The 23,439-nt window shown below is 44.7% G+C and carries 23 protein-coding genes; 21 read left to right on the top strand and 2 right to left on the bottom strand.

Features of this window, described 5'->3' with window-relative positions; translation table 11 throughout:
• Positions 1-4: 4 nt before the first annotated feature.
• The 12 genes from HP548_RS26640 (at position 5) to HP548_RS26585 (ending at position 11,704) form a co-directional block, all read left to right on the top strand.
• Positions 5-1,324: an aspartate aminotransferase family protein gene (locus HP548_RS26640; RefSeq protein ID WP_099857005.1), complete on the top strand. Its 1,320-nt coding sequence runs from the start codon at positions 5-7 to the stop codon at positions 1,322-1,324.
• Positions 1,325-1,353: 29 nt separating this feature from the next.
• On the top strand, positions 1,354-2,205 hold the full coding sequence (locus tag HP548_RS26635; RefSeq protein ID WP_099857007.1) for a 3-hydroxyacyl-CoA dehydrogenase family protein: 852 nt from the start codon (positions 1,354-1,356) through the stop codon (positions 2,203-2,205).
• 19 nt (positions 2,206-2,224) lie between these two features.
• Entirely contained in the window at positions 2,225-3,274 is a 1,050-nt protein-coding gene (locus HP548_RS26630; protein ID WP_099857009.1) for an HAD-IIIC family phosphatase, read from the top strand.
• Positions 3,275-3,289: 15 nt separating this feature from the next.
• Positions 3,290-3,553, top strand: a complete 264-nt coding sequence (locus HP548_RS26625; RefSeq protein WP_099857011.1) for an acyl carrier protein — start codon at positions 3,290-3,292, stop codon at positions 3,551-3,553.
• On the top strand, positions 3,550-4,434 hold the full coding sequence (locus HP548_RS26620) for a hypothetical protein (RefSeq protein ID WP_175383291.1): 885 nt from the start codon (positions 3,550-3,552) through the stop codon (positions 4,432-4,434). The genes HP548_RS26625 and HP548_RS26620 overlap by 4 nt, the downstream gene beginning before the upstream one ends.
• Before the next feature lie 18 nt (positions 4,435-4,452).
• Complete coding sequence (locus tag HP548_RS26615) at positions 4,453-5,196, top strand: thioesterase II family protein (protein ID WP_099857013.1); 744 nt, start codon at positions 4,453-4,455, stop codon at positions 5,194-5,196.
• 35 nt (positions 5,197-5,231) lie between these two features.
• Positions 5,232-7,565, top strand: coding sequence for an ABC transporter permease (locus tag HP548_RS26610; protein ID WP_175383290.1), 2,334 nt, complete (start codon positions 5,232-5,234; stop codon positions 7,563-7,565).
• A gap of 13 nt (positions 7,566-7,578) precedes the next feature.
• On the top strand, positions 7,579-8,346 hold the full coding sequence (locus tag HP548_RS26605) for an ABC transporter ATP-binding protein (protein WP_099857017.1): 768 nt from the start codon (positions 7,579-7,581) through the stop codon (positions 8,344-8,346).
• 60 nt (positions 8,347-8,406) lie between these two features.
• Entirely contained in the window at positions 8,407-9,042 is a 636-nt protein-coding gene (locus HP548_RS26600; protein WP_099857019.1) for a TetR/AcrR family transcriptional regulator, read from the top strand.
• 20 nt (positions 9,043-9,062) lie between these two features.
• Complete coding sequence (locus tag HP548_RS26595) at positions 9,063-10,391, top strand: MFS transporter (protein ID WP_099857021.1); 1,329 nt, start codon at positions 9,063-9,065, stop codon at positions 10,389-10,391.
• 342 nt (positions 10,392-10,733) lie between these two features.
• Positions 10,734-11,351: a hypothetical protein gene (locus tag HP548_RS26590; RefSeq protein WP_099857023.1), complete on the top strand. Its 618-nt coding sequence runs from the start codon at positions 10,734-10,736 to the stop codon at positions 11,349-11,351.
• Entirely contained in the window at positions 11,351-11,704 is a 354-nt protein-coding gene (locus HP548_RS26585) for a GNAT family N-acetyltransferase (RefSeq protein WP_175383434.1), read from the top strand. The genes HP548_RS26590 and HP548_RS26585 overlap by 1 nt, the downstream gene beginning before the upstream one ends.
• A gap of 182 nt (positions 11,705-11,886) precedes the next feature.
• Here the strand turns inward: HP548_RS26585 and HP548_RS26580 are convergent, their stop codons facing one another.
• The gene (locus HP548_RS26580; RefSeq protein WP_175383289.1) at positions 11,887-13,647 is read right to left on the bottom strand and encodes a methyl-accepting chemotaxis protein; all 1,761 of its coding nucleotides are present in this window, start codon (positions 13,645-13,647) and stop codon (positions 11,887-11,889) included.
• Between the two features lie 259 nt (positions 13,648-13,906).
• On the opposite strand from HP548_RS26580, the gene HP548_RS26575 reads away from it, so the two are divergent.
• From HP548_RS26575 to HP548_RS26550, 6 genes are all read left to right on the top strand, one after another.
• Complete coding sequence (locus tag HP548_RS26575; protein WP_099857029.1) at positions 13,907-14,140, top strand: transcriptional regulator; 234 nt, start codon at positions 13,907-13,909, stop codon at positions 14,138-14,140.
• Between the two features lie 64 nt (positions 14,141-14,204).
• Positions 14,205-14,765 carry a DUF4367 domain-containing protein gene (locus HP548_RS26570; protein ID WP_175383288.1) on the top strand — a complete coding sequence of 187 codons (561 nt, stop codon included), beginning with the start codon at positions 14,205-14,207 and terminating at the stop codon, positions 14,763-14,765.
• A gap of 196 nt (positions 14,766-14,961) precedes the next feature.
• Entirely contained in the window at positions 14,962-15,369 is a 408-nt protein-coding gene (locus HP548_RS26565) for a hypothetical protein (protein ID WP_175383287.1), read from the top strand.
• Between the two features lie 150 nt (positions 15,370-15,519).
• Positions 15,520-16,032, top strand: a complete 513-nt coding sequence (locus HP548_RS26560; protein WP_175383286.1) for a pilus assembly protein — start codon at positions 15,520-15,522, stop codon at positions 16,030-16,032.
• A gap of 562 nt (positions 16,033-16,594) precedes the next feature.
• Positions 16,595-17,215 (top strand): hypothetical protein, encoded by a 621-nt coding sequence (locus HP548_RS26555; protein ID WP_175383285.1) that lies wholly within the window; start codon positions 16,595-16,597, stop codon positions 17,213-17,215.
• Between the two features lie 131 nt (positions 17,216-17,346).
• Positions 17,347-17,802: a DinB family protein gene (locus HP548_RS26550; RefSeq protein ID WP_175383284.1), complete on the top strand. Its 456-nt coding sequence runs from the start codon at positions 17,347-17,349 to the stop codon at positions 17,800-17,802.
• 117 nt (positions 17,803-17,919) lie between these two features.
• Here HP548_RS26550 and HP548_RS26545 read toward each other — a convergent pair whose 3' ends face one another.
• A complete protein-coding gene (locus HP548_RS26545) occupies positions 17,920-18,474 on the bottom strand; it encodes a stalk domain-containing protein (protein ID WP_175383283.1) in 555 nt (184 codons plus the stop codon).
• Positions 18,475-18,574: 100 nt separating this feature from the next.
• Here HP548_RS26545 and HP548_RS26540 point away from each other — a divergent pair, with 100 nt between their 5' ends.
• The 3 genes from HP548_RS26540 (at position 18,575) to HP548_RS26530 (ending at position 23,439) form a co-directional block, all read left to right on the top strand.
• Positions 18,575-19,018 carry a GNAT family N-acetyltransferase gene (locus HP548_RS26540; protein ID WP_076287906.1) on the top strand — a complete coding sequence of 148 codons (444 nt, stop codon included), beginning with the start codon at positions 18,575-18,577 and terminating at the stop codon, positions 19,016-19,018.
• A 104-nt stretch (positions 19,019-19,122) separates the two neighbouring features.
• A complete protein-coding gene (gene rarD, locus HP548_RS26535; protein ID WP_072734803.1) occupies positions 19,123-20,001 on the top strand; it encodes an EamA family transporter RarD in 879 nt (292 codons plus the stop codon).
• A gap of 285 nt (positions 20,002-20,286) precedes the next feature.
• On the top strand, positions 20,287-23,439 hold the full coding sequence (locus tag HP548_RS26530; RefSeq protein WP_175383282.1) for a GNAT family N-acetyltransferase: 3,153 nt from the start codon (positions 20,287-20,289) through the stop codon (positions 23,437-23,439).

The following is a 23,439-nucleotide window of genomic DNA, read 5'->3' as shown; positions in this document are numbered from 1 at the left end:
CAGGATGATTACAGACATGTCGGATTATAACCAGCGGGTGAAGCAAAGGCTGCCCGGAGGCGTGCATTATAATTTTCATCTCCCGTGGGAAGAAACACCGCTCCATTTCACGCATGCTTCCCGAAGCAGAGTGACGGACATGAATGGTAACGAGTATCTGGACCTGTATGCCCGGTTTGGTGCCCTGATTGTAGGTCATGGCAATGAGGAGTATAACGAGTGTCTGAAAGATACCATTGATCGTGTTCTGTCCGTGAGTCATTGTGATCTGGATGCAGAGGCGCTGGAATTAATCCATCAATACGTACCTTCGGCAGAGATGATTCGTTTCGGGTTATCCGGCACAGAGATTGTTCAGAATGCACTTCGACTTGCGCGAGCATATACAGGGAAAAACCGCTTTGTTCGCTTCGAAGGCCACTATCATGGCAATGCGGATAATATTATGGGCGGCAAGACCGCACGTACAGGTCTGCCGGTTCCTTCCGACTATCCTGGCGACATGAAGGGAACGAAAGGAAGGGCAAGAGATGCCATGGAGTCACAGTCCTATCTGTTGCCATGGAATGACGCCGAACGGTTGGAGGAACTTTTCCGGCAGCAAGGTGATGATATCGCAGCCGTCATCATGGAGCCTGTATGTGTCAATGGAGGCGGAGTGATGCCTGCTCCAGGCTATCTGCACAAAGTGAGACAGCTATGTAACGATTATCAGATTGTTCTCATTTTTGATGAAATTATTACTGGATTCCGTATGGGACTGGGCGGGGCTCAACAGCTGTTCGGTGTTACACCAGATTTGACGACGCTTGGGAAGGCTATCGCTGGTGGCGGCGTGCCAGTATCAGCACTGGTTGGAAAGTCGGAAATCATGAAGCTGCTCGTGGATAAAAAAGTAATCCATGCGGGGACGTTTAATGGGTACCCGCTGGGTACGGCTGCAGTAAAGGCAACGCTGGAGATGCTTGGCCGCAAGGGAGGACAGGCCATGGACATCATGAACCGTCATGCCGAGATGATTCATGATGTGCTCCGCCGGGAAGCAGCAAAGGCCGGACTCCCGCTGGTTGTGCAGGGTCCTCCGGGCTGTGCTTCTTATCACTGCTGTACAGAGCCGCTTCAGGATACGTCTGAGTATACGTTTGAATTAATGTCTTTTGATATTTTGTTGAATGGCAAGCTTGCCGAGCATGGCATTCTGGTGTCAACGCTCTCGCGGATGTACCCAAATATTATGTTGGAGATGAAGGATGTTGCCTGGTTCAGCGAGCGTGTTCCTGCCGCACTGGCGGAGATGAAAGAGCTTTATGACGAACTGATCTGACGATAGCTCAACAAGGAGAGTGGTTAGGTTTGCATAATCAACTCATTGCAATTATCGGCGCAGGGGTAATGGGCTGTGCTACGGCCCTGGATATTGCGAGGGCTGGATACCAGGTGATTCTGCAAGATATTTCGGAAACAGCTATCACCCAGGCGTCTGAAACGATCCGTCGTGAATACCGATCAGCCTGTTTTTTGAAACGGGGATACGGAGACGTTCCGCTGAGCCAAATTATGGAGCGAATTTCGTTCCAGACGGAGGATGCGGGGATTGAAGAAGCCCATATCATTATTGAGAATGTAACCGAGAATTTGGAGTTGAAAAAGGAAGTCTATCAACGTCTGGGCACCAGAATGCGTTCGGATGTGATATATGCCTTGAACACGAGCTGTATTTCCGTTACGAAGCTGGCCTCCTTTCTGCCTGATCCCGGCAGGGCCATCGGGGTACATCTGATGAATCCGGTTCCCGTCAAATCGATGGTAGAGGTCATTAAAGGCCACCATACAACGCCGGATACGGAACGAGAAATGGTGGCGTTTCTGGAGAGTCTCGGGAAGAGTCCTGTCGTAATTGAGGACTTGCCCGGATTTGTCTCCAATCGTCTGTCCCATCTGCTGATGAATGAAGCAGCGTTCATTGTACAGGATGGCATTGCAACACCTGATCAGGTAGATACGATTATGAAAAAGGGTTTTAACTATCAGATGGGCCCTCTGGAGACAGCCGACTTGATTGGTCTGGATACGGTCGTGCACTCACTCCAAGTATTGTACGACAGTTATCAGGACCCGAAATTCCGATGCTGTCCGATGCTGCAAAAAATGGTCGATGCCGGACAATGGGGACGCAAGACAGGTCAAGGATTCTATGCCTATTAAGATGAAGGAGGGCATGTCCATGGAACGGGGCAAGGATATCAAATGTATCGTTTGGGATCTGGATCATACGATTTGGGATGGTGTTTTGCTTGAGACGGGGGATGTACAACTGAAGGCGGGCATCAAGGAGGTGATCGAAAAACTCGACCAACGGGGGATTTTGCACTCCATTGCCAGTAAAAATGATGCAGAGCTGGCTTGGGCAAAACTTGTTGAACTGGGCATTGCCGAATATTTTCTGTATCCCGAAATCCATTGGGATGCAAAGTCTGTCTCAGTTCAGCGTATTCAGAAGAACATCAATATAGGCATGGATGCGCTTATGTTTGTGGATGACCAGCCCTTTGAACTGGAGGAAGTGCAGAGTGTTCATGCAGATATCCATGTTCTTCAGGCTGATCAATACGAGACCTTGCTTGATGATACAAGGCTTATGCCTCGGTTCATTACATCAGACTCCGCGCGCAGAAGGCATATGTACCAAGCTGATTCAATCCGCAAGCAGGCGGAAGAACAGTATGAAGGCCCGTCTGAGCAATTTTTGGCCAGTCTTGGTATGAAGTTTGCCATCTATGAAGCTGCTGAAGAAGACTTGCAGCGTGCGGAGGAACTGACGGTTCGCACCAATCAGCTTAATGCCACAGGCATTACTTACAGTTATGAAGAGCTGCATCAATTGATGACCTCGCAGGATCACCTGTTACTGGTGTGTGAACTGGAGGACAAATACGGGACGTATGGAAAGATTGGACTTGCGCTGATTCATATGCAACCGGATGTATGGAGACTGAACATGCTGCTGATGTCTTGCCGAGTCATGTCCAGAGGGGCGGGCAGTGTGCTGCTTACTCACATTATGCGTGAAGCCAGGAAGCAGGGGAAACAGATGCTGGCTGACTTCAAAGATACCGGCAAAAACCGGATGATGAACATCAGTTACCGTTTTGCTGGATTTCAGCTGCGATCCACAGATGATGACGGAAACGTATTGTTTTATCATGATTTGCAGCAAGCTGTGGAGTTTCCGGATTACATTGAAGTTTGTGTGCCTGAAAGGCAACATCAATAACAAGGGGGAAGGGCAGTGGATTATCGTCAGGAAATTCGGGAATTCATCGGAAATAACCTTACTATGGATCATGAGGACACTCCAATTAACGATGATGACAATTACTTTGAGTTGAGGTTTGTCAATTCACTCTTTGCGATGCGTTTGGTGGACTTTGTGGAACGTAGATTCCAGATTGAAATCGGAAATGAGGATCTGGATTTGTCCAATTTTTGTACCATTAACCGTCTGCAGGATCTGATTGAGAGAAAGCTGAATGCGAAGGGGGCGGCAATATGATTTCAGCGAATCAGGCATCCATCCGTCCAGTTGCGAGTCCGGCAACCAGTCCATCCAACAAATACATGTATCTGTTTTTGGGCATTTCCTTTGGTACATGTTACGGCATTGCAAGTTTGTTTATGTTCTTTTCCGATTTCATCGTCCCGATCACAGGTGAATTACACCTGATGCATCCGCTCGCAATTATTGCGCTGTACTCACCTTCAATTGCCGGATTAATTACTTGTTATTTGATGGGCGGCAAGGAAGCGCTCAAAGGCATGTTTCTAAAGCTGGTTCCACGCAAAAAGGACCTATTCTGGATTCCGCTCATTATTGGAATTTCCATCGTCTTCGCTTCAACGATGCACTTTGGTTCCTTGTTGTTCGGCATACCAGTCCCTGATCTGACATATAGTGTACCGGAAATGATCTGGCTCGGTATTCTGAATTTGGTTAAGGAAACGGGACTCATTGGTGGGTTGTTCGGATGGATCGGATTTTTGTTACCCTTTCTCCAAGGAAAGCTGAAAAATAACGTCACAAGTGGTTTGCTCACAGGTCTGTTGTTTGGATTATGGGTGCTTCCGGGTTACCTGATTTCTTCCTTCGGCACCTCAACCACCTACATATACTATGTTGTTCAACTTATGGCGTTTATCGTTTTCCAAAGCTACATTTTCAATGCTACCAGAGGTACGCTGCTATTTTATCTGTTGGCCTTCTGGCTCGTGGCCACGGGAAGCCAAATCGACCTGTATTACTTTAATCCGCAAGTGCAAATTATGCAGTTCTTCTTCTTTGTCATATCCGCAGTTGTCATTCATGTTATCTTCAAACGCAAAAAAGTTGATGTCCAGCTTCAGACATTTCCTGCTTATGTTCTGGACACAAAGTAGGCAGGTGGTGATGACTACATGATGGAATTAAAGTATCTGGAACAGCTGCAAACGGGGAAGGGGAACAGACAACTCGTCTGTTTTCCCTACCTTGGCGGTCACTCTCAGAGCTTTCAGCCGCTTGTTGGGGAACTGCCGGACACAGAGATTTGGGCCTTCACACCTCCGGGCCATGGTCTGAATACCCAAGCTCCTCTGGAGCATATGCAGCAACTGGTGGAGCTGTATACCAGCCAGATTCTGCATGTGATTCGACCGGGCAGTACGTTGTTTGGGCATAGTCTGGGAGGCATTACGGCCTATTTCGTTGCACAACGTTTATATCAGGAAATTCCGGATGTTGCGCAAACGCTGCAGCTTGTATTATCTGCCTGCAACACGCCATCCGAGTGTGGTAACCAGCATTACGAAGGAATGTCTGATGAGGGGCTGATTGATCATCTGTTCTCTTACGATGGGCTTCCACAAGAGTTAATGCATGAAAAAGAACTGTTGTATTATTTCCTGCCTGTGATTAGGGCTGATTTCAGACTGCTTGAATCGGCAGCAAGCATTGAGCATCAGCCTTTGTCAATGCCGGTGCTGTATTTGTGGGGGGAACGAGATCGTACGGTTTCCCTTCAGTCGGCGCTGAAATGGGGCCGATACGTTGAACCACCAATGAAGCTTCAGACCATCAGAGAGGGCAATCATATGTTTATCATGCATCAACCTTCAACGGTGGCACAGGTTCTGACAAGCTTTATGACTCCAGATGAATAAGAACAACTTGTAGATGAGAGGAGCCATGTTCGTTTATGCTGCTACGAATGCTGAGAAATGATATCACCAGAAAAAAAGGGATCACAGCTGCGCTGTTTATTTTTGTACTGCTGGCTGCCCTGCTGGTATCTTCGGGATCAAGGATGATTATGGAACTGACGAGTTCCATTCAATATCTGTTCTCTGAATCCAAGGCACCACATTTTGTACAGATGCACGCTGGAGAATTGGATCAGGCCAAAGTAAACACTTGGGCTGATGGTCAATCCAACGTTGCCCAGCATCAGATTGTAGAGATGGTCAATATTGATGGCGCCAATCTGTTTCTTGGGACAGAGTCAGAGAAAAGCAGTGTAATGGATATTGATTTTGTTACACAAAATCAGAATTTTGACTACTTGCTGAATTTGAACAGTGACATCATTCAGGTTAACGATGGGGAGATCGCGGTTCCTGTATATTACATGCAGCAAAAACAATTAAGCTTAGGAGATCAGATCCAAATCGACAATGGACAATTTCAGCGTTCGTATACCATCGTTGATTTTGTTCGAGATGCCCAGATGAATCCTTCCGTTGTTCACTCCAAACGTTTTGTGGTGAGTTCGAATAATCTGGAGGAACTGAAGCAGGGCGTCGGGGAGATGGAATATCTGATCGAGTTTCGCCTGAAAGATTCTGGACAGATAGGGGCGTTCACCCAAGCTTACCAAAATGCAGGCTTGCCTAATGCCGGTCCGGTCGTAACTTACGGTCTGTTTCAGTTACTGAATGCCATGACCGATGGTGTAATCGCAGCCGTCATCATATTGGTCAGTCTTGTGTTGATTCTGATTGCCATGCTCTGTATTCGGTTCACGATGCTGGCAACGATTGAAGAGGATTACCGGGAGATCAGTGTCATGAAGGCCATTGGAATCGCGGAGAAAGATATCAAGAAACTATATCTCATGAAGTATATATTTATGGCAGGCCTGGCTTCCTTGCTGGGGTACGTTGCATCACTTGGTGTAAACAGGCTGTTTGTCGCAAATATTTTGTTGTATATGGGCAAAGCCCCTGCAACCGTGCTGCATTTCGCCGTGCCATTGCTGGCTGCCGGTTTGATCTTTGTCATGGTGGTGCTGTTCTGCCGGACGGTATTGCGGCGGTTTCGTTCCATTTCTGCGGTGGAGGCGCTGCGGACAGGAAGTCTGGGAGATACGCAGATCATTCGCAATCGCCTTAGTCTGTCCCGAAATCGCTGGTCTTCCGTACCTGTCTTTCTGGGACTGAAGGAAGTTGTACAGCGAATCAAAATGTTTCGTTTGTTATTATTTGTGTTTGTCGTCAGTTCGTTCATCATGATTGTGCCGATTAACTTCCTCAATACCTTGCAGGCACCAAGCTTTATTTCCTATATGGGCGTAGGACAGAGCGACATTCGTATCGACTTGAGACACACGGACGATGTGGAGCAACGCTATGATAATCTGATCACCGAGATCAAAAATGACCCGAGTATCAAAACGTATTCCCCACTGGTAACCAGCCAGTTCAAGGTTCGGAATGCGGAGGGCAGCTATGATAATCTGAGCGTGGAGACCGGGGACTTCAGCATTTTCCCTTTGTCCTATGTCAGTGGTAATGCACCAGCAGCCGGGAACGAAATTGCATTGTCGGATGCGAACAGCAGCGAGCTCGGACTGAAAACGGGGGAACAGCTCACCCTGCTGGTAAACGGTAAAGATCAGGTCATGACAGTCAGCGGTATCTATCAAGACGTGACAAACGGCGGGAAAACAGCGAAAGCTCTGCTGCCATACAACAAGGACAGCGTTCTGTGGTATGTGGTCAGCCTTGATCTGAAAGATCGCGGTCAAATGGCGACCAAAATTGCCGAATACGAGACGTCCTTCGCTCCAGCCAAAGTGACGGATCTCCAAGGTTATCTCGATCAGACGCTCGGAGGAACCATTCAGCAATTAAAAATGGTGACCATGCTGGCCTTGGCCATTGGTGTATTCATTTCGATATTAATTACTTCGTTGTTCCTTCAAATGTTGGTAGCAAAGGACAACAATGATATTGCTGTATTGCGAAGTCTCGGTTTTGCCTTATCCAAGATAAAACTGAAGTATGTGGTGATGTCGCTTATTATTTTGGTCGTGGGCGTTGCTGCCGGAACGGTACTGTCCAATACGCTCGGGCCGTTGCTTGTCAGCAGCATCATGTCCACCTTTGGTGCATCCAGTATTGTCTTCGTAATTAACCCGGTACAGGCTTACATCCTGTGTCCGTTGTTGCTTGCAGGCACTATCGTATTGACGGCTTGGATCAGCATCCAGTCGATCAAGGAAACTAGCATATCCAAAATGATCGTGGAATAGGGGAGAATCAGCGATGACAACGATACTAGAAGCAAAAAACGTGAATAAATCCGTAGCAATCGGCGAGAATGATGAACATAGCATTTTGAAAGATATCAATCTCCAGTTAAAAAAGGGAGAGTTCGTCTCGATTATGGGGCCGTCCGGCTCAGGCAAGTCTACATTGTTGTACAACGTTAGCGGCATGGATCAGATCAGTGGCGGGAGTGTCTATTTTAACGGCAAAAAAATATCGGCATTTCAGGAGAGTGATCTGGCCAGTCTGCGCTTGACCAAAATGGGGTTTATCTTTCAGAACATTCATCTTCTCAAAAATCTGAATCTGCTCGACAACATTGTGCTTTCCGCGTATCTTGCCAAGAACAGCAGCAGGGATGCAATTAATACACGGGCGATGTCACTCATGAAAAAGATGGGGATTGATACGCTGGCTCATCACAACATCACGCAAGCTTCAGGGGGACAGTTGCAGCGGATTGCCATTTGCCGGGCGTTGATCAACAATCCGGATATTCTGTTTGGGGATGAGCCGACAGGGGCACTCAATTCCAAGTCAACACACGAAATCATGGATATTCTCGGAGACATCAATGCTGCCGGCACAACCATTCTCCTGGTAACACATGATGTCAAAGTGGCCGCCCGATCGGAACGGGTTCTGTTTATGATGGATGGCAAGCTGGTTGCTGACAAAAATATCGGAAAATATGCAAGAGAACGTCAGGATCTGAAAAACCGGGAAAGCCATCTGTCACAATGGTTAACCGAAATGGGGTTCTAACCGGAGAACTTCACGACTAGAATAGACCGACAGTCGGTCGAATGGATTGGAGGACAGAAAATGAGATTGATCAAAAATCCGGAAGAACGCAGAAATGAAATATTGGATGCCGCCGAGATTCTGTTCGTGACAAAAGGGTACACCAAAGCGACTGTCATGGATATCCTTCAGGCTTGCAGCATTGCGAAGGGTACCTTTTATTATTACTTCCAGTCCAAGGAAGAGGTAATGAACGCCATCGTCATGCGTTTTATTCTGAACGGGGAGGCATCAGCCAGACGTGTGGTATCTGATCCGAACCTGAACGCGCATGACAAAATTTTTCGCATTATTATGGCGCAGAATCAGCCTGATGACAACAAGCTGGGACTGATTGAGCAACTGCACCATGTACAAAATGTGGAAATGCATCAAAAGAGTCTTGTTGAGACAGTTCTTCGATTAAGTCCTATCCTGGCTGAAGTGGTTGAGCAGGGCATCGAGGAAGGAGTGTTTCACACACCCAATCCAAAGGAATCGATTGAGTTTTTACTGGTATCCTCACAATTTTTATTGGATCAGGGTATTTTTCAATGGGAGGAAGATCAGCTTCTCAAAAAAGTGGAAGCTTTCGCTCATATCACAGAACGTGTTCTGGGAGCGGAACAAGGAAGCTTTGCCTATGTTACCCGTTTGTATTTTCCCCATCAAGCCTAAACGAGAAAGGAGCGCTATCAATGGAACACACGGTTCACAAATCTTTCGGTAAGTTTCTGGTTGTATGGTTTGGTCAGCTGATCTCCATGATCGGAATTGGTCTCACGGCCTTCTCACTGGGGGTATATGCTTTTGAAAAGACGAATACGGCAACAAGTGTTGCACTCATTACGCTGTTTACATTTCTGCCCAACATTTTGCTTCGGCCGATTGGAGGTGTCTTGGCAGATAGGTTTGACCGCAGAACGATGATGATCATTGGTGATTTGGGTTCGGCTGCCGGTCTCGTTTTTATTCTGACCATCATGCTTACGGGTGATATTCAGTTATGGCATATCTATGTTGGGGTAGCATTCAGTTCTGTGTTTTCGGCACTGCAAAGTCCGGCATACAAGGCTTCCGCCACCGATCTGCTGGACAAAGACCAATTCTCCAAAGGAAGCGGACTTGTGCAGCTGGCCGAATCCTCCAAATTTTTATTTTCACCCATTATCGCGGGCATTCTGCTCAGTATCACAACCATTAAAGTCATTCTGGTCATTAATATTGCAACATTCCTGATCGCTATTCTGGCTGTGCTGGTTATACGGAAGAGCATGAAGGTGGAGCGCGAGGAAAAAGAAGATCAAAACTGGATGACGGATATTCAGGAGGGATGGCGCGAGGTTGTAACCAATAAGGGAGTGCTGCTGCTGGTCATTATTATCTCTCTGGTTACCTTCTACCTCGGATTCCTGGAGACGCTGATTGGCCCAATGCTCTTGTCTTTCACGGATGCCAAAACACTTGGAACATTTCAGTCAGTTAGCGCTATTGGCATGCTGATTAGCAGTTTATGTATCGGCATATTCACGATGACGAAGAAATACGCCAGTGTGCTGGTGATGGGGTTGATCATGTGCGGACTGTCCTTCTCACTACTTGGGGTCTCCACGAACATTTATTTTATCATCTTCGCTGGCTTCCTGTTCCTCTCTTCACTTCCGTTTGTCAACATGAGTGCGGATGTGTTGGTGCGTAATAACATTGCCAACGAGAAGCAGGGCAGGGTCTGGGGCATCATCGGTATTCTGTCACAGCTCGGCTTCATCATCGCGTACAGTTTGGCCGGATTTCTGGCCGATCACGTGTTCAACCCGCTCATGATGGAGGGAGGGGCACTTGCATCTTCCGTGGGGCAAATCATTGGAACCGGGCCGGGCAGAGGTATTGCCTTACTGTTTATCATTGCAGGTCTGTTCGTGATCCTGATCGCCATCATTACATCTCGTCTGAAAATGATCAAGACACTGGAGCAAAGCAGCGATATTTCATCTCCTCCCGATGTGGGTGGATTGGCACACGATTAGGGAAAATAATGCATCAGAACTGATTATGTTAACAGGAAACGAGAACGGAACAAATTGCCAAGGGGTGTTCTCACAGTGGGAGAACACCCTAACAAGTTTAGTGAAATATTACCGAGTAACGATGTACCGATTAGAGGCGCCTGATAAAATGAATCATGCTATCGTTCGTTCCGTATAGATTTAAGAAAAATTATCCCATGATTGGTTACTTATTGTAGTATATCGCCGCTTTTGTTTAATTAACGATTAGATTACCGTAACTTTCCATGTATTGGTAACGTTTAGAATGTGAAAAGCATGGAAGTGTGGCTAAAGCTAATAAAGAATGCGGAGTGAACAGTTATGAAAATGTACTCTAAGGGCGCCCTAATATCGGGTTTCGTAATTTTTATCATTAGTGTTTCAGGCGGTCTCATGGTATCCCAGAATACAAGTGCTAAAAATACGATTATTCCAAGTCATATCACAGCTATCAACTATTTTGAAAATGAATATGGACTGACATTCGGTAGGATTGAAGATTTGAAATCCGTTGAAATACTACCCGACTTAATCTATGCAGGAAGTGTAGACGGCATTGCTGGATATGTCATGAAAACAGATTATCTTAGTGAAACTACACGGACTGCCCCGCTTTTTGATGTTGACGGGAAAACCATCATTGGTTCTATTTTTGTTGGTGGTAAGAAAACGAATTATCCTAAAAATCGTAATGGGCAAACTTACGGTTCTGCCGTTGAGGCTACTTCTCCAGAAACAGAACCTCAACTAATTGAGGCTATTGGTGTGGATGGTACAGAAGGATATGTACTGAAAAAGGACCTGGATGGCGAGCAACCCAGTACACCTGAAGAAGCCATTGCACTACAGAACAGTAGAGCAGCGGATGGCCGTGATATTCCGCTGTATGATCTGGATGGTGAAAACGTGATTGGTGTGTTTCATGTTGGGGGAAAGTAATCAAAACCCTAGAAAGAACTATTACTCAAATCAATCACTCTTTTGCAGATTATTTCATAATTCATCATCTTGAGGTTGCTGTCGGTGGAATTAGAGTCGTGAAAAAAGATAATCAAATTTATAGTGTTAGCCCAATTTTTGTACTGCCAGAACATCAAGGAAAAGGGAATGCTCAAGAAGTCTTTACAATGGTTGAGCAGATATATGATGATGCAAAGTCATGGAAATCGGGTACCATCTTACAAGAAAAAGGAAACTGTTATTTATATGAAAAGATAGGCTATAAAAACACGGGTACAACAAAAGTAATTAACGACAAAATGACAATGGTATTTTATGGGAATCATTTATAGACGACTAGCTAGGATTAAGTTAACCGTCCTATTAGAAGATGAAATCCTACTCATAACGACTGATTCAACTAACAGGAAACGATAACTCAATAAAAAGAAGGAGGCAGCCGATTAACGTTGATCAGCTGCCTTCAATTAACTCAGGTTAGTTCATATTTGCAAGTGCACTCGCATTTTAGAGATTAATACTTAAATTGGATTGTCAAACGCTCTAACTGCTGTGACATATCCGACAAGGTTGTGGCTAAGCTCGTAATTTGCTCCATTGAAGCCAGTTGTTCTTCTGAAGATGCAGCTATATTTTGTGAGTTGTCTGCAGCTTGAAGCGCAAGATTGGAGACTTGCTCTTGACCCGCTGTTATTTCCTGGACACTTGCAGTTATCTGCTGTGTAACACTGGCGAGTTCTTCCGTTTGTTGTGCGATAAAGTTTGTGGACCCCACAATTTTGTTGAACTGTTGTTCTGTCTCACTAGCAATCTGTATACCGGAGTCGACGTCCTGTTTAACTCGTTCCAACGTTTTAAGAGATTGCTCTATATCTGTACGCATATCATGAATCAACGTGGAAATCTGCCCGGATGACTGATTCGATTGTTCAGCAAGTTTCCTCACTTCAGCAGCAACTACGGAGAAACCGCGGCCTTCTTCTCCTGCACGGGCAGCCTCAATCGAAGCATTTAAAGCCAGAAGGTTAGTCTGCTTTGCGATATCCGTAATGGCATGTAGCATCGTACCGATCTGCTGGCTGCGTTCATCAAGCATCCTCATTACTACATCGGTTTCATTAACGGAATGGTTAATCAGGTTCATTTGCTTCGTCGTGTGCTCTATGGCAGTACTACCTATATTCGCTAATTCCATCGCATCAACAGAAGAATCAGCAATAGTTGATGAGCTTTCCGCTATTCGCTGGATACCAATTGATATTTCCTCGAGTGAGTTGGTTGTCCTTTGAAGCATCATTTGTTGCTCCTGTGCGCCGACTGCAGATTCTTGGATCGAAATGGTGATATTCTCAGTTGCTTGACTGGTGTGCTCTGCTCCAAGGGTCAATTCTTTGGAGGATGAAGCTACCTGCTTTGTGGAGAGGTCGACTTGTCTAATAAGATATCTTATGTTTTTAATCATTTCATTAAAGTCTTTAGACAGCTCACCTATTTCATCTTTGGACTTCATTTTGACTTCTTCAACGGTTAGATCACCGTCCGCAACGGACTTCAGACGTTTGGCGATCTTAAGGATAGGCTTCGTTAGACGCCCTGAGACGATGCTGACGATAACTGATCCGAGAACTACTGCAACTGCCGTAACTATTATTACAAGATAAAGAACTTGCGTTGCACCGCTGTTGAACTCACTTAAATATGCACCTGAACCGACGATCCAGCCCCAATGTGGATCCATTTCAACATATGAAACTTTCGTTTCTATTTCACCTGTATCAGGTAGAGCCCACTTATAGGTGACAAATCCCCCTCCGGCTGATCCAACCTTAACAAGCTCTTTCCCCAAATACACGCCATCTTCCGTTACGACATCTGTCAAATCTTGACCTTCATTTGAAGGATTCATCACGGAATGAGCACTCTTATCAACTGCCCATGGATATCCTGTTTTCCCTACAGTATATTCACTTTTTACAGGTCGCTTATTTTCTGCATTTTTTTCACCGAGCAGTTCGACGCGGAGTTTTTCCTGTGCTTGCTCCAATGTTAAATCTCCGCTCTCTACTTGCTCATTGAGGATGCTAATCATGCCAATAACCATATTCACACTATTTTCAAGTGCTGCCTTGCCTGATTCATTCATTTCAGTTTTCGAAACCGTATACGAAGTGAACCCTATCACAATCGTGGGCACAATTAGTATAGCCAAGCATAGAGTGACTAACTTTGTTCTCAAAGATCTCATTTTTAGTATGGATACAATCTTTGTTTTCACTGTATTTCCCCCTCAACACAACAATTTACAGCTCCCATAACTTTAATAGTTAAAATTTAAAATAAAAGTCTGTACATAATATATCGAAAAAATATACTGTAAAATGAAGTCCTCGAGCTATGCCTTTCCTCTTATCTGAATCCACTTGACCTACTAAAAACATTACGACTAGGAGTTTGTGTTTGGTTTTTGTATAGGAATGCTGTTAATGGACTACGCTTAAGGTTAGATGTGATCTTATGAAGGAGGTCATCGTTTCTTGAAATTTGAACTAGGACGTTGCTTACTGAATGAACGATTGATGGAATCCGGAAAGTCAGCGGAATGGCTGGCAAAGGAATTACTTTTTAAACCGGAACGAGTTTACGACTTTATTGAAAACAAAAGAGTGATGCCACTCAAAATTGCCATATCGATCGCTGATTCCATCGGTTGTGATGTTCGTGCCTTGTATGAGTTAATTCCGAATGATTATGAAGTAATGGGAGACTAATGAAATAAGTGGTAGGTTATGTTAAAGATAAAAATGTGCTTCATAAAATTTGGAGGGAATGCCCTTGCCTAAATGGATTGTTTCATTGATTTTTGTATTTACGCTTTCTGTTGGAATCAACAATGACCTACTCATCGCATCAGCTAAACCTACGCTAGCTTTTTCAAATGTGGATTTGGACAAGCTGCAAACTGCTGCGGATTTCAAACTCTTTACGCCGTCTTACTTGGTTGAAAACTATAAATTAGAAATTAAGGAACCATACCCGTTTGATCTTAGACAATCAGTTTCAAAAGTTAGACTTCATTTTTTTGATGAATCAGGACAGACATATTTGTTTGGAATTGAAGAACATAAGGCGGGTGGATATAAAGTAAACCGAGTTGTCACTAACGTCGATGTTCGTAACCAATCAAGTACAACAAGAACTATAGTCGAGGATTTTATATTTAATGAACGTGGAGAGAAAATGAACATTAATGGAATCGAAGGGCGATTTGAACCATGGGCTAACCATATATCAGGAGGATACTTACGATGGGTACAAAATGATACTTTCATTGAAATGGATAGCAAAGAATTAACTAAAGAGGAAATGATCGCGTTAGCAAAATCAATGAGATGATTCAGTAATTCAAATTAACGGAAAACGAAAGCAATTAAGGCTGCCAGCTTACATGGGAGCCTATTTTATTTGACTTTTAGTAGACCACGAAAGCGGAATGACTTGTATTCTTGAAATTAAGCAACAAATTCAATATAAATCCGTTGTAGTATGAGAGAGGTGATATGATGTGACAAAAATGAGTAGTTGGATCTTAATGTTGGTATTAGTGGTACCCATGATATTTGCTGGGTGTTCATTAACAGAAAAAAATGAAGAAATTGTGACTCAAAGTGTAGTAGCAACTGATTTTGTTCTCGAAGTAACAACGCCAACTATTATAGTTACTGGTGAAGCAATAAAAGTAAAAGGGACTCTTAAATATACTGGTATTCAACCCGTTGAAGTTTCCCATGGAAAACCAATCATTCGTTTTTACTTTTTGGGTAGTAACGAGGAGCGTAATTATAAGGATATGGCATATTTAACTGAGTTTAAGTCAGGTCAACTAGTTGAGGTTGAAGATGAATTTATAGTAACAAAAAAAGGGAAACAAAAACTTCTTGTAAATATTGATGGGGATATCTCATTAACAATGAATCCAATTGAAATTCTTGTTAAATAATCTTAGTTGAATTCGACTAACGGGCAGGTTAACTTAGTGTCATTTTGTGAAATACAGATGTAACTTTCATTGATTTGATAGTGTTATTAATAACAAGGAATGTCCTAAAGGTTCAAGAATAACTATTAAAAGAATACGAGGGATAAAGTTGTGAAAAAAAAGGGGCTTTTTTTGGCTGTTTTATTATTATCTTTAACAACAGCGACCTTAACTGCCTGTGATTCAACAAGTTCAACTCAAGAGAATACCTCTACTCCAAAGTCTGGTGTATTATCAAGCAATTCAACAAGTACAACCCTTACTAATCCTTTAAGTGAAGAAGAGGATAAACCCTCGCACTTTATTGCTTCTGGGGGCGCAACGGTACAGCAACCCTTTACCGTAAATTCGGAATTCGTACATATAAAACTGCTAATGAAGAACAATAGTAGACACGAAGTCAATGTTAGTTTAACACATTTAGATACTAGTACAGTGTATTTCGCTAGAACGATTGCTGCCGGGGAATCTCTGGATTGGATAAATATTAATGAAGGTTTCACGCAAGGAATGCGTACTGGAGGCTACTTGCTTCAATGGAGTGGTGGCGGTTATAACGTTGATGGGGAAGTATGGGGAGCAGCTGGTTCAGACCCGGACGATACTGCTCCTCTATCTTATTGAACTAACGGGCAGGTTAGTTTTAATTTGAGGTATCGCTGCACGGAATCAATAGAACGAGCTATGTGGTAAAATATAGGAGGAGTACTATTCGAAAAATGAGGAGGCAACAAATACATAATGGTCAATGACCTATACCGAAAAATTGGTCCCTTGTTTATAAAGAAAAATCTAGTTCAGTTAGCATTTCAGTTTTTTATTTCTGCGTTAATCGGAGTTATATATACATTTATGATCATTGATGAAACAATAGGTGGCTATATTAATAAAGTATTACCCAGTAAGGATGGACCAGATTTTTATCATTATCTGCCCGTTGTGATCACTGTGTTAATTTACTCGTGTTTCATTCAAAGAAAAGAAAGAATTTTTATAGAAAAAATTTCATTCAGTTGTCTTCATATTCTGATTGCAATACTAAGCTGTATTTCTTCTCTTATCGTTATAATGATGGTTCAATTCCGAATGATGTAACTAATAAATGATTCAACTAACGGGCAGGTAAGTTCACGGCACTAAGTATACTAAAAGGCAGAATACCACGAAGCTTAGGAGGAATAGGAAGATGATTCGGGGTGTAATTATTGAAGGGATGTCTACTGTAGGAAAAACATCATTATTTTCTGCTATAAAGAGATTACATAGTCAAACACCGAATAATGAAAAAACTATAATTGCAATAAGTGAACACTATTCACAAGTATTGCATTCACACCAAGGTGTTTTAAGATCCATGGATAAGGATGAACATATTTCACTTCTAAGTCGACATGTTGATTATCTTGAACAACAATACGATTGGATTAACTCTCTTGGTCATTCCAAACCATCCAAAGGTATATTTTTTCTTTTAGAGAGGTTTCATGTAAATCATAGAGCCGCATTTAAAGCCTCTCCTGAGATTGAGTTGCTTGAGAAACGTCTAAGCAGGATGAATGCACTTTGTGTACTCTTAACCTTGACCCCGGATGCTGTTGAGTCTAGGTATATCGATAGTCGCGGTGAAGCTTGGAAGTCATATGTTATGGGGAATTCTAGAACTCCCCAAGTATGTGAAACGTTTTTAGATAATCAAGAAAATCTTCGAATGGCTACGAAACAATCATTGATTCCAACTATAGAGATTAACACAGATGAAGCGGATTGGGATGCTTATGGGAAACAAGTCCTTACGGATTTAGGTTAAACGATGGCGTTCAACCAAGACGCTATGGCATCCAGACAGAGATCAGTTAAATCGAATGAAAAGCTTCATTGATGAAACGAGCGGAAGACAACATGTTTAAGTAATCGATGAGACCAGGAGGGGAATTCGAAATGAAGACGATCAAGTGTATGATGGAACACCTGTACTGGGCAGACGGACGTATCCTGGACGCGCTCGAAGAGAGTGGGACGAAGAACAAGGACCTTCTGAAACTGGCTCGGCATGTTGCGGTCGCAGAACGAGTCTGGCTGTCCCGATTGCAGGGCAAGGGCAGCGCGCAATATTCGTTATGGGAAGAAGCGGAAGACCTGACGGCGCTCCGGACGATGTTCGAAGAAAATGCTGAGCAATATCGCGTCTATATCGAAGGGCTTGAGGAATCTGAGTTGGACGAAATGATCGACTACGCAAATCAGAGTGGGGTTTCATTCCGAACATCCGTCCGGGACATCCTGTTGCAGGTTCTCTTACATGGGCAATATCACCGGGGACAGATCAATCGGATACTTCGGATCGAATCGGCAGAGCCTGTCCAAGTAGATTACATCACATTCGCGAGACTCTAACGGGCAGGATAGCGTGGCATATAGAGGACTGGATATTCATAGATAGGTTTCTTAATAAGAGGAACAGAAACCTATCCTGGGGATAACCGAAAGAGAATAAAAAAATAAAGGTTTTAATTAATCATTAAACTCAACAAACACATGCATATACTTATCTAATCCTGGAAGACCGGTCGTTTCTTTGATATCCAAAAATTTAAGTTTTTCTTCCCAGTCCACTCTTTCTTGGTCGGACTCATCAGCAGCTACTTCAAAAATATATGCTAAGACAAATGCATCAATACTTGAGACTCCATTTTTTAATTGTACCCACTCTCGAGGGAGAATAACTTGATTTTTACCCGCTGTGATTTCTTTGCCAGAGAAATTAAGAATCAGTTCTTGGCCTTGATTTTTAACCGTAGTAATTTTTTTCTTTCCGTCCCAATTAAACGTTGCTCCAGATTGTTTAAAAACATCCTTCATAGGAACATAAGTGGAGTTATACGTCGTTCTAGTCAACTTGTGGTCCTTTGTGATATTTAGTTCTATCTTTTTTAATGAAGGATTATATGTATACGCTGCACGTTCCTTAAAAGGTAGATCCTTTAAAGGTTGGTCCGTAGCAGATGCAACCGAAACTACACCCACAACTAAAGTTGACATCAACAATAGAGAAACTAATCGCTTCATCTTGATTCCTCCTTAAGTATTGTTATTCACGTAACATAAACGCTACAAGACAGGAAAATGTTTCCTTTAAAATCCATTTGTATGAAAAGGGAGGTTAGGCATGGAAATTAAGATACGAGAAATTGTAGCGAATGATTATACTGAAGTTGTTTTTTTATGGAACGATGTGCTTGAGATTCGCAATGTTGATGATGAAAACTTCCGGGTTACTATAGAAAAAATGAATGAGGATGGGAATTACAAAACATTTGTTGCATTGTTTGAAAATGATGTGGTTGGTTTTGTAACTATAGTTCAGGCATTGTCCATAGGGGTTTCGATTGGTTATTTACATATACAAGCTCTGGCCGTTAAAAAGGAATTTCAGCATCGTGGGGTAGGTACACAACTATTAAGACACACTGAAAATTATGCTAAAGAACTCGGAATATCTAGTATTATTTTATGCAGCGGATTCAAGCGAACCGACGCCCATGCTTTCTATGAGCATAATGGCTATGACAAAGATTCATACTGCTTTGATAAGCTTATTAACCTTGGCTAGTAAGTAATAATTGAATCAAACTAATCAATATTTCCTTTACTTGAGAGGGGATTGAGACGTATAATCCGTTCAGACATCAGAGCAAGAAGAGGGGAAAAATGATTATGAATAACGGGTTAGTCAACGCTATTATTGCGTATATCATGTGGGGGGTTCTCCCGCTTTATTGGAAGTTGTTTAGCGAAGTTCCGGCAGGCGAGATTCTGTCGCATCGGGTTGTATGGTCATTCGTTTTTATGGGTATTCTGGTCGCTGCCCAGCGCCGCTGGGGTGACATAAAGCGGATTGCAACTAACCGCTCGCTTCTTCTGTCCCTCACCGCCAGTGGAATGCTGATTGCAGTTAATTGGCTTATCTTCATCTGGGCGGTCAACAACGGCCATGTCGTAGAGACAAGCCTTGGCTATTATTTGAATCCGTTGCTGAACGTCCTGTTAGCGGTTCTCTTCCTTCGTGAGAAGCCAAACCGCGGCCAATGGCTTGCGATTGCCATCGCTGGCGCAGCGGTGCTTATCATCGCGATTGACTATGGACGGTTTCCGTGGGTCGCGATCTCGCTGGCTGCGTCATTTGGTTTGTACGGCCTGGCGAAGAAAAAGATCAAGCAAGACGCTTCTATAGGTTTATTCTCGGAGACGGCTGTAGTCCTGCCTGTCGCGCTCGGCTACTGGATCTATTTGGCCGTTGTGGGGAAAACGACGGCATGGACGCTGCCTGCACCGACGTTCATTGAATTGCTTCTTTCCGGTGTGGTCACGGCGCTGCCGCTGCTCTTTTTTGCGCGAGCAGCCGCCCGGATGTCGCTGTCAACGCTCGGCTTCGTTCAATATATCGGGCCGACGATCATGTTGTTACTGAGCATATTCGTATTCAAGGAATCGGTCTCGCCGGTTCTGCTCGTTGGCTTTGCGCTCATCTGGACAGCGCTCGTCGTCTACGCTACAGCATCGATTCGCGGCGCGAAACTCGCGAAGGCGAGCTGATGGCACAGGACCCCGGTATTATCAAAATGGCTCTTTCCGTCCAATAAGGCGGAAAGAGCCATTTTTTGTTTGTGGTGTTATCTGACACTTCGAACAAGAGCCGAAAGGCACTTATAAGTTGATAAGAAAGATTTTTAATCCTCTGAAAAAGCTTCCATTTATAGTATGATAAGACTATCGCTAGCTTCTTCAAACATGGCCTGTATTATCTCTGCGGCTATCGGGCAAAGGCCATATCGAATGATCACGAAGACCATCCTATAGATAAAGATAAGGAGACCAAATATGACCGTAACTTCGATTATCGAACAAATCCGTATTATCGAATACGATCCCTCCTACGCTGCCGCAGTCGCTGATATGTGGAACCGCAGTAACGAAAGTTGGGGAGGTGGCACCAACCAGAGAACGGAGGATACCGTTCGCCGGGAGATGGAGACTTCGTCCAATCTTCATGTATTTCTGGCCGTTCATGAGAAAGAGGTTGTTGGCTTCTGTAGTTTTGCCCACTACCGCTATGACGAGAATGCCCTTTATGTACCGCTGTTGAATGTGCGCCCCGATTATCACGGCTACAAGGTCGGACGTAATCTGATCCTGAATGCCGTTCGCAAGACCGTGGAAGCGGGATGGCCTCGCCTGGATCTGTTTACATGGGCAGGTAACACCAAGGCTGTACCGATGTACAAGAAATGCGGGTTCTTCTGGGAGAAAAAGGATGAAAATGTGCATCTGATGAACTTCATCCCGACCATCTTGCAGACGGAAGCACTTGCTCCTTATTTTGAGGAGCTGGATTGGTACGAAGATAGCACCCGTGAACTCGTCATCGAGCCGGATGGCCGACGGGAGCGTGGTTTCGATTTCTTTGATTATTCTTGGAAAAAGGGAGATATCTCCTTGCGAGCCGAATTCGAGAAATCGGGTCGCGGGCTGACAGCTCTCGAAACACCGGAGTACGAAATTACCACAGAGATCGACGATCATGATCTCGTATTTGGTTCCACATACAAGGTTCGCTACCGAATCACGAACCGCTCAGCATCCGAGCTGAAGTTCGAGATCAAGGGTCAGGACAACAAAAATATTCGTTTTGCGCTGGACGTTGCAAGAGCGGTTGCTCCGGGAGAAACGGTAATCGTGGAGGGCGAATTCCACCTTGATCCGGTTCAAGAGGAGCAAAGTCAGAATAAGACCCATCCCGTTGTAACAAGCACATGGCTGATTGGTGGCAGAAAAGCCGAGTTTCGTATGGGCGTTGCCCCGAAATTCCCGGCCAAGATCAACACGGCTTTGCCCGTGAAAGAGCTCTATACAGGCATTCCTGCTGAGCTATACCTGAACGTGGAGAATAATTTTGATGCCGAAGCGGAGTTCACTTTTGACTTGCCAGAAGAAGAATTCCTAGAGTGGGCAGAACGTTCGGTGCGCCTCACGGTCCCTGCAAAAGGCAAAGCCTCTGTACCGGTAGCCTTTACCTTGCGTTCGTATGGTCTCTATGCGCGAGAAGTAGAGGTAACAGCTGTTCCGACGGATAGACAAACAGTATCTTTTACAACCAAGCTGTCTGTTCTAATGAAGGGAACACAAGGACGTTACGGTGGGGAAAACGGGGAACAGTGGGTGGCCGTGAACGGTGCATTCTCCCTCCATATGAGCAAGCAAGAGAACAACATGTGGATTGAATATCCTGGCTCCGTCCACACGTTCTGGTGGACCTATCCGAAGCTGGGTAAGCCATTTGCAGAAGAGTTTTCCAAGAAACAAGCCAAGGAAGTCAACATCTATCCGGAGGGAGAAAACCAGGTTCTCGAAGCACTGTATGAATCGGAAGATTTCCCTGGTATAGAGATCAAGTCCGTGGTCAAACTGTCTGCTAACGGAATTGCGGAGTTTTACCACGAAATTGGGAATACTCGCAGCGCAGAGCTGGAAGAGAATATGTTCTTGATGACGAACTTTGGTTTCTTCGGCAACAGGCTTATTCTCCCGTACCAAGGCCGTTATGTAGACATGGGCGATGCGTACTCTGGCGATCCGAGCCACTGGGACAGCGCCCAAATTACAGAGAACTGGTTGTTCTGTAAGGAAGAGTACGGTGCTTGCGGTATCTATTGGGACCCTTCCCTGAAGCTGCTTCGTCCGGAACACACGCTGGGGTTACAGCATGAGCTAGGCCGTATTCCAGCAGGAGCCGTTGTGCAAACGAAGGCGACCGTATTTGCTCTGAATACCTTTGCCAAATGGCAGGATTTCCGATCTTTCGCCCAAAAACGGCATAGCCCGGTTGTACCGAAGCTGGACAACCATCTTGAGCTGGCATTGGGTGGTGGCAATCCGTTCGCCCAGGATGTGCTGACAGCAGAACTGATTGAACGGAAGATGGTCCCGCTCGCTGGAAACCTGGAACTGTACGTGCAGAATGGTGGCACACCAGAGCACGTAGCTGCTGATATGGAATTAAATCGAGAGCAGGACCTGCGCTCCGCTAAATTGGAATTCTCCCCTGAGGAAAAGGATTCGACAGAAGAACGTGAATTTGGCTGGAAGGTTCGGGCCGTATATCGAGGAGAGGATCGGATTCATGAACGTACCGCGCTCTGGTATCCTCAGACAGGAACAGCCGTTGATTGCGTGATTGAAGAAGGTCCAGCAGGTCCTGTGTACACGGTGAGCAACGGAGTTCTTTCGATGGCAGCTGCCCCTGGTTTCGGAAGTGTCGTGCATTCCTTGAAGTACCAGGGTGAAGAATGGCTGGACAGCACGTATCCGGAAGCAGCCCCGCGTTCCTGGTGGAATCCATGGTACGGTGGACTGGGTGTAGGTATCCCTGGTATGAACGGTTTCAGCCGTCAGTTGGAACAAAGAAGCGCGGCTTGGACGGAGCGGAAGGATGAATTCGGTAACGTCTGGAAAGGAATTCAGATCACAACCCGCATCGAGAAGCATGAAGCGAATCGGGGAATCACGGTACAGCAGCATTACCTCATGCTGCCCGGCGTTCCAGTTCTCTGTGAGTTGCACTCGGTTACGAATGAAAGCGGATTGGCGCTGGATTACTCGCTAGCCGAGGAACATTTCTTCAAACCCTCGCCAGTCTTTGCTGATGGTTGGCTGGAACATCCAGAGCAAGGGCGGTATCCTCTAGGAAAGGTAGACGGATATCTTCAGTCCAAGGGTTTCTTGCGAATGGGAGCAGTTTCGCGTAAAGACATGCTGCATGCAGTGAATCGTTACCCTAATCAGAATGCTGCGGGGTTTGTGAACAATGTGGTGCTTGGTCACAATGTGTATCACAATCTGCCACTGCTGAACGGGGAAACGGTCTGGACAGAGCCGACCTATCTGATTTTGGGGCAAACTCCTCTGAATCCAGAGGATGTACGAGGCCTTCTGCAGCTAAACTTTGCAACTTCAAAAGGTGAAAAGGAGGCTTAA

Source organism: Paenibacillus taichungensis (genome assembly GCF_013359905.1).
Lineage (GTDB): Bacteria > Bacillota > Bacilli > Paenibacillales > Paenibacillaceae > Paenibacillus > Paenibacillus taichungensis.
This window is presented reverse-complemented; position numbering and strand designations above follow the sequence as displayed.

Coding starts and splice junctions, on each gene's coding strand:
- HP548_RS26640 (WP_099857005.1), top strand. CDS start 5: ATGATTACAGACATGTCGGATTATAACCAGCGGGTGAAGCAAAGGCTG.
- HP548_RS26630 (WP_099857009.1), top strand. CDS start 2,225: ATGGAACGGGGCAAGGATATCAAATGTATCGTTTGGGATCTGGATCAT.
- HP548_RS26620 (WP_175383291.1), top strand. CDS start 3,550: ATGATTTCAGCGAATCAGGCATCCATCCGTCCAGTTGCGAGTCCGGCA.
- HP548_RS26615 (WP_099857013.1), top strand. CDS start 4,453: ATGATGGAATTAAAGTATCTGGAACAGCTGCAAACGGGGAAGGGGAAC.
- HP548_RS26610 (WP_175383290.1), top strand. CDS start 5,232: ATGCTGCTACGAATGCTGAGAAATGATATCACCAGAAAAAAAGGGATC.
- HP548_RS26605 (WP_099857017.1), top strand. CDS start 7,579: ATGACAACGATACTAGAAGCAAAAAACGTGAATAAATCCGTAGCAATC.
- HP548_RS26600 (WP_099857019.1), top strand. CDS start 8,407: ATGAGATTGATCAAAAATCCGGAAGAACGCAGAAATGAAATATTGGAT.
- HP548_RS26595 (WP_099857021.1), top strand. CDS start 9,063: ATGGAACACACGGTTCACAAATCTTTCGGTAAGTTTCTGGTTGTATGG.
- HP548_RS26590 (WP_099857023.1), top strand. CDS start 10,734: ATGAAAATGTACTCTAAGGGCGCCCTAATATCGGGTTTCGTAATTTTT.
- HP548_RS26565 (WP_175383287.1), top strand. CDS start 14,962: ATGTTGGTATTAGTGGTACCCATGATATTTGCTGGGTGTTCATTAACA.
- HP548_RS26555 (WP_175383285.1), top strand. CDS start 16,595: ATGATTCGGGGTGTAATTATTGAAGGGATGTCTACTGTAGGAAAAACA.
- HP548_RS26550 (WP_175383284.1), top strand. CDS start 17,347: ATGAAGACGATCAAGTGTATGATGGAACACCTGTACTGGGCAGACGGA.
- HP548_RS26545 (WP_175383283.1), bottom strand. CDS start 18,474: ATGAAGCGATTAGTTTCTCTATTGTTGATGTCAACTTTAGTTGTGGGT.
- HP548_RS26540 (WP_076287906.1), top strand. CDS start 18,575: ATGGAAATTAAGATACGAGAAATTGTAGCGAATGATTATACTGAAGTT.
- rarD (WP_072734803.1), top strand. CDS start 19,123: ATGAATAACGGGTTAGTCAACGCTATTATTGCGTATATCATGTGGGGG.
- HP548_RS26530 (WP_175383282.1), top strand. CDS start 20,287: ATGACCGTAACTTCGATTATCGAACAAATCCGTATTATCGAATACGAT.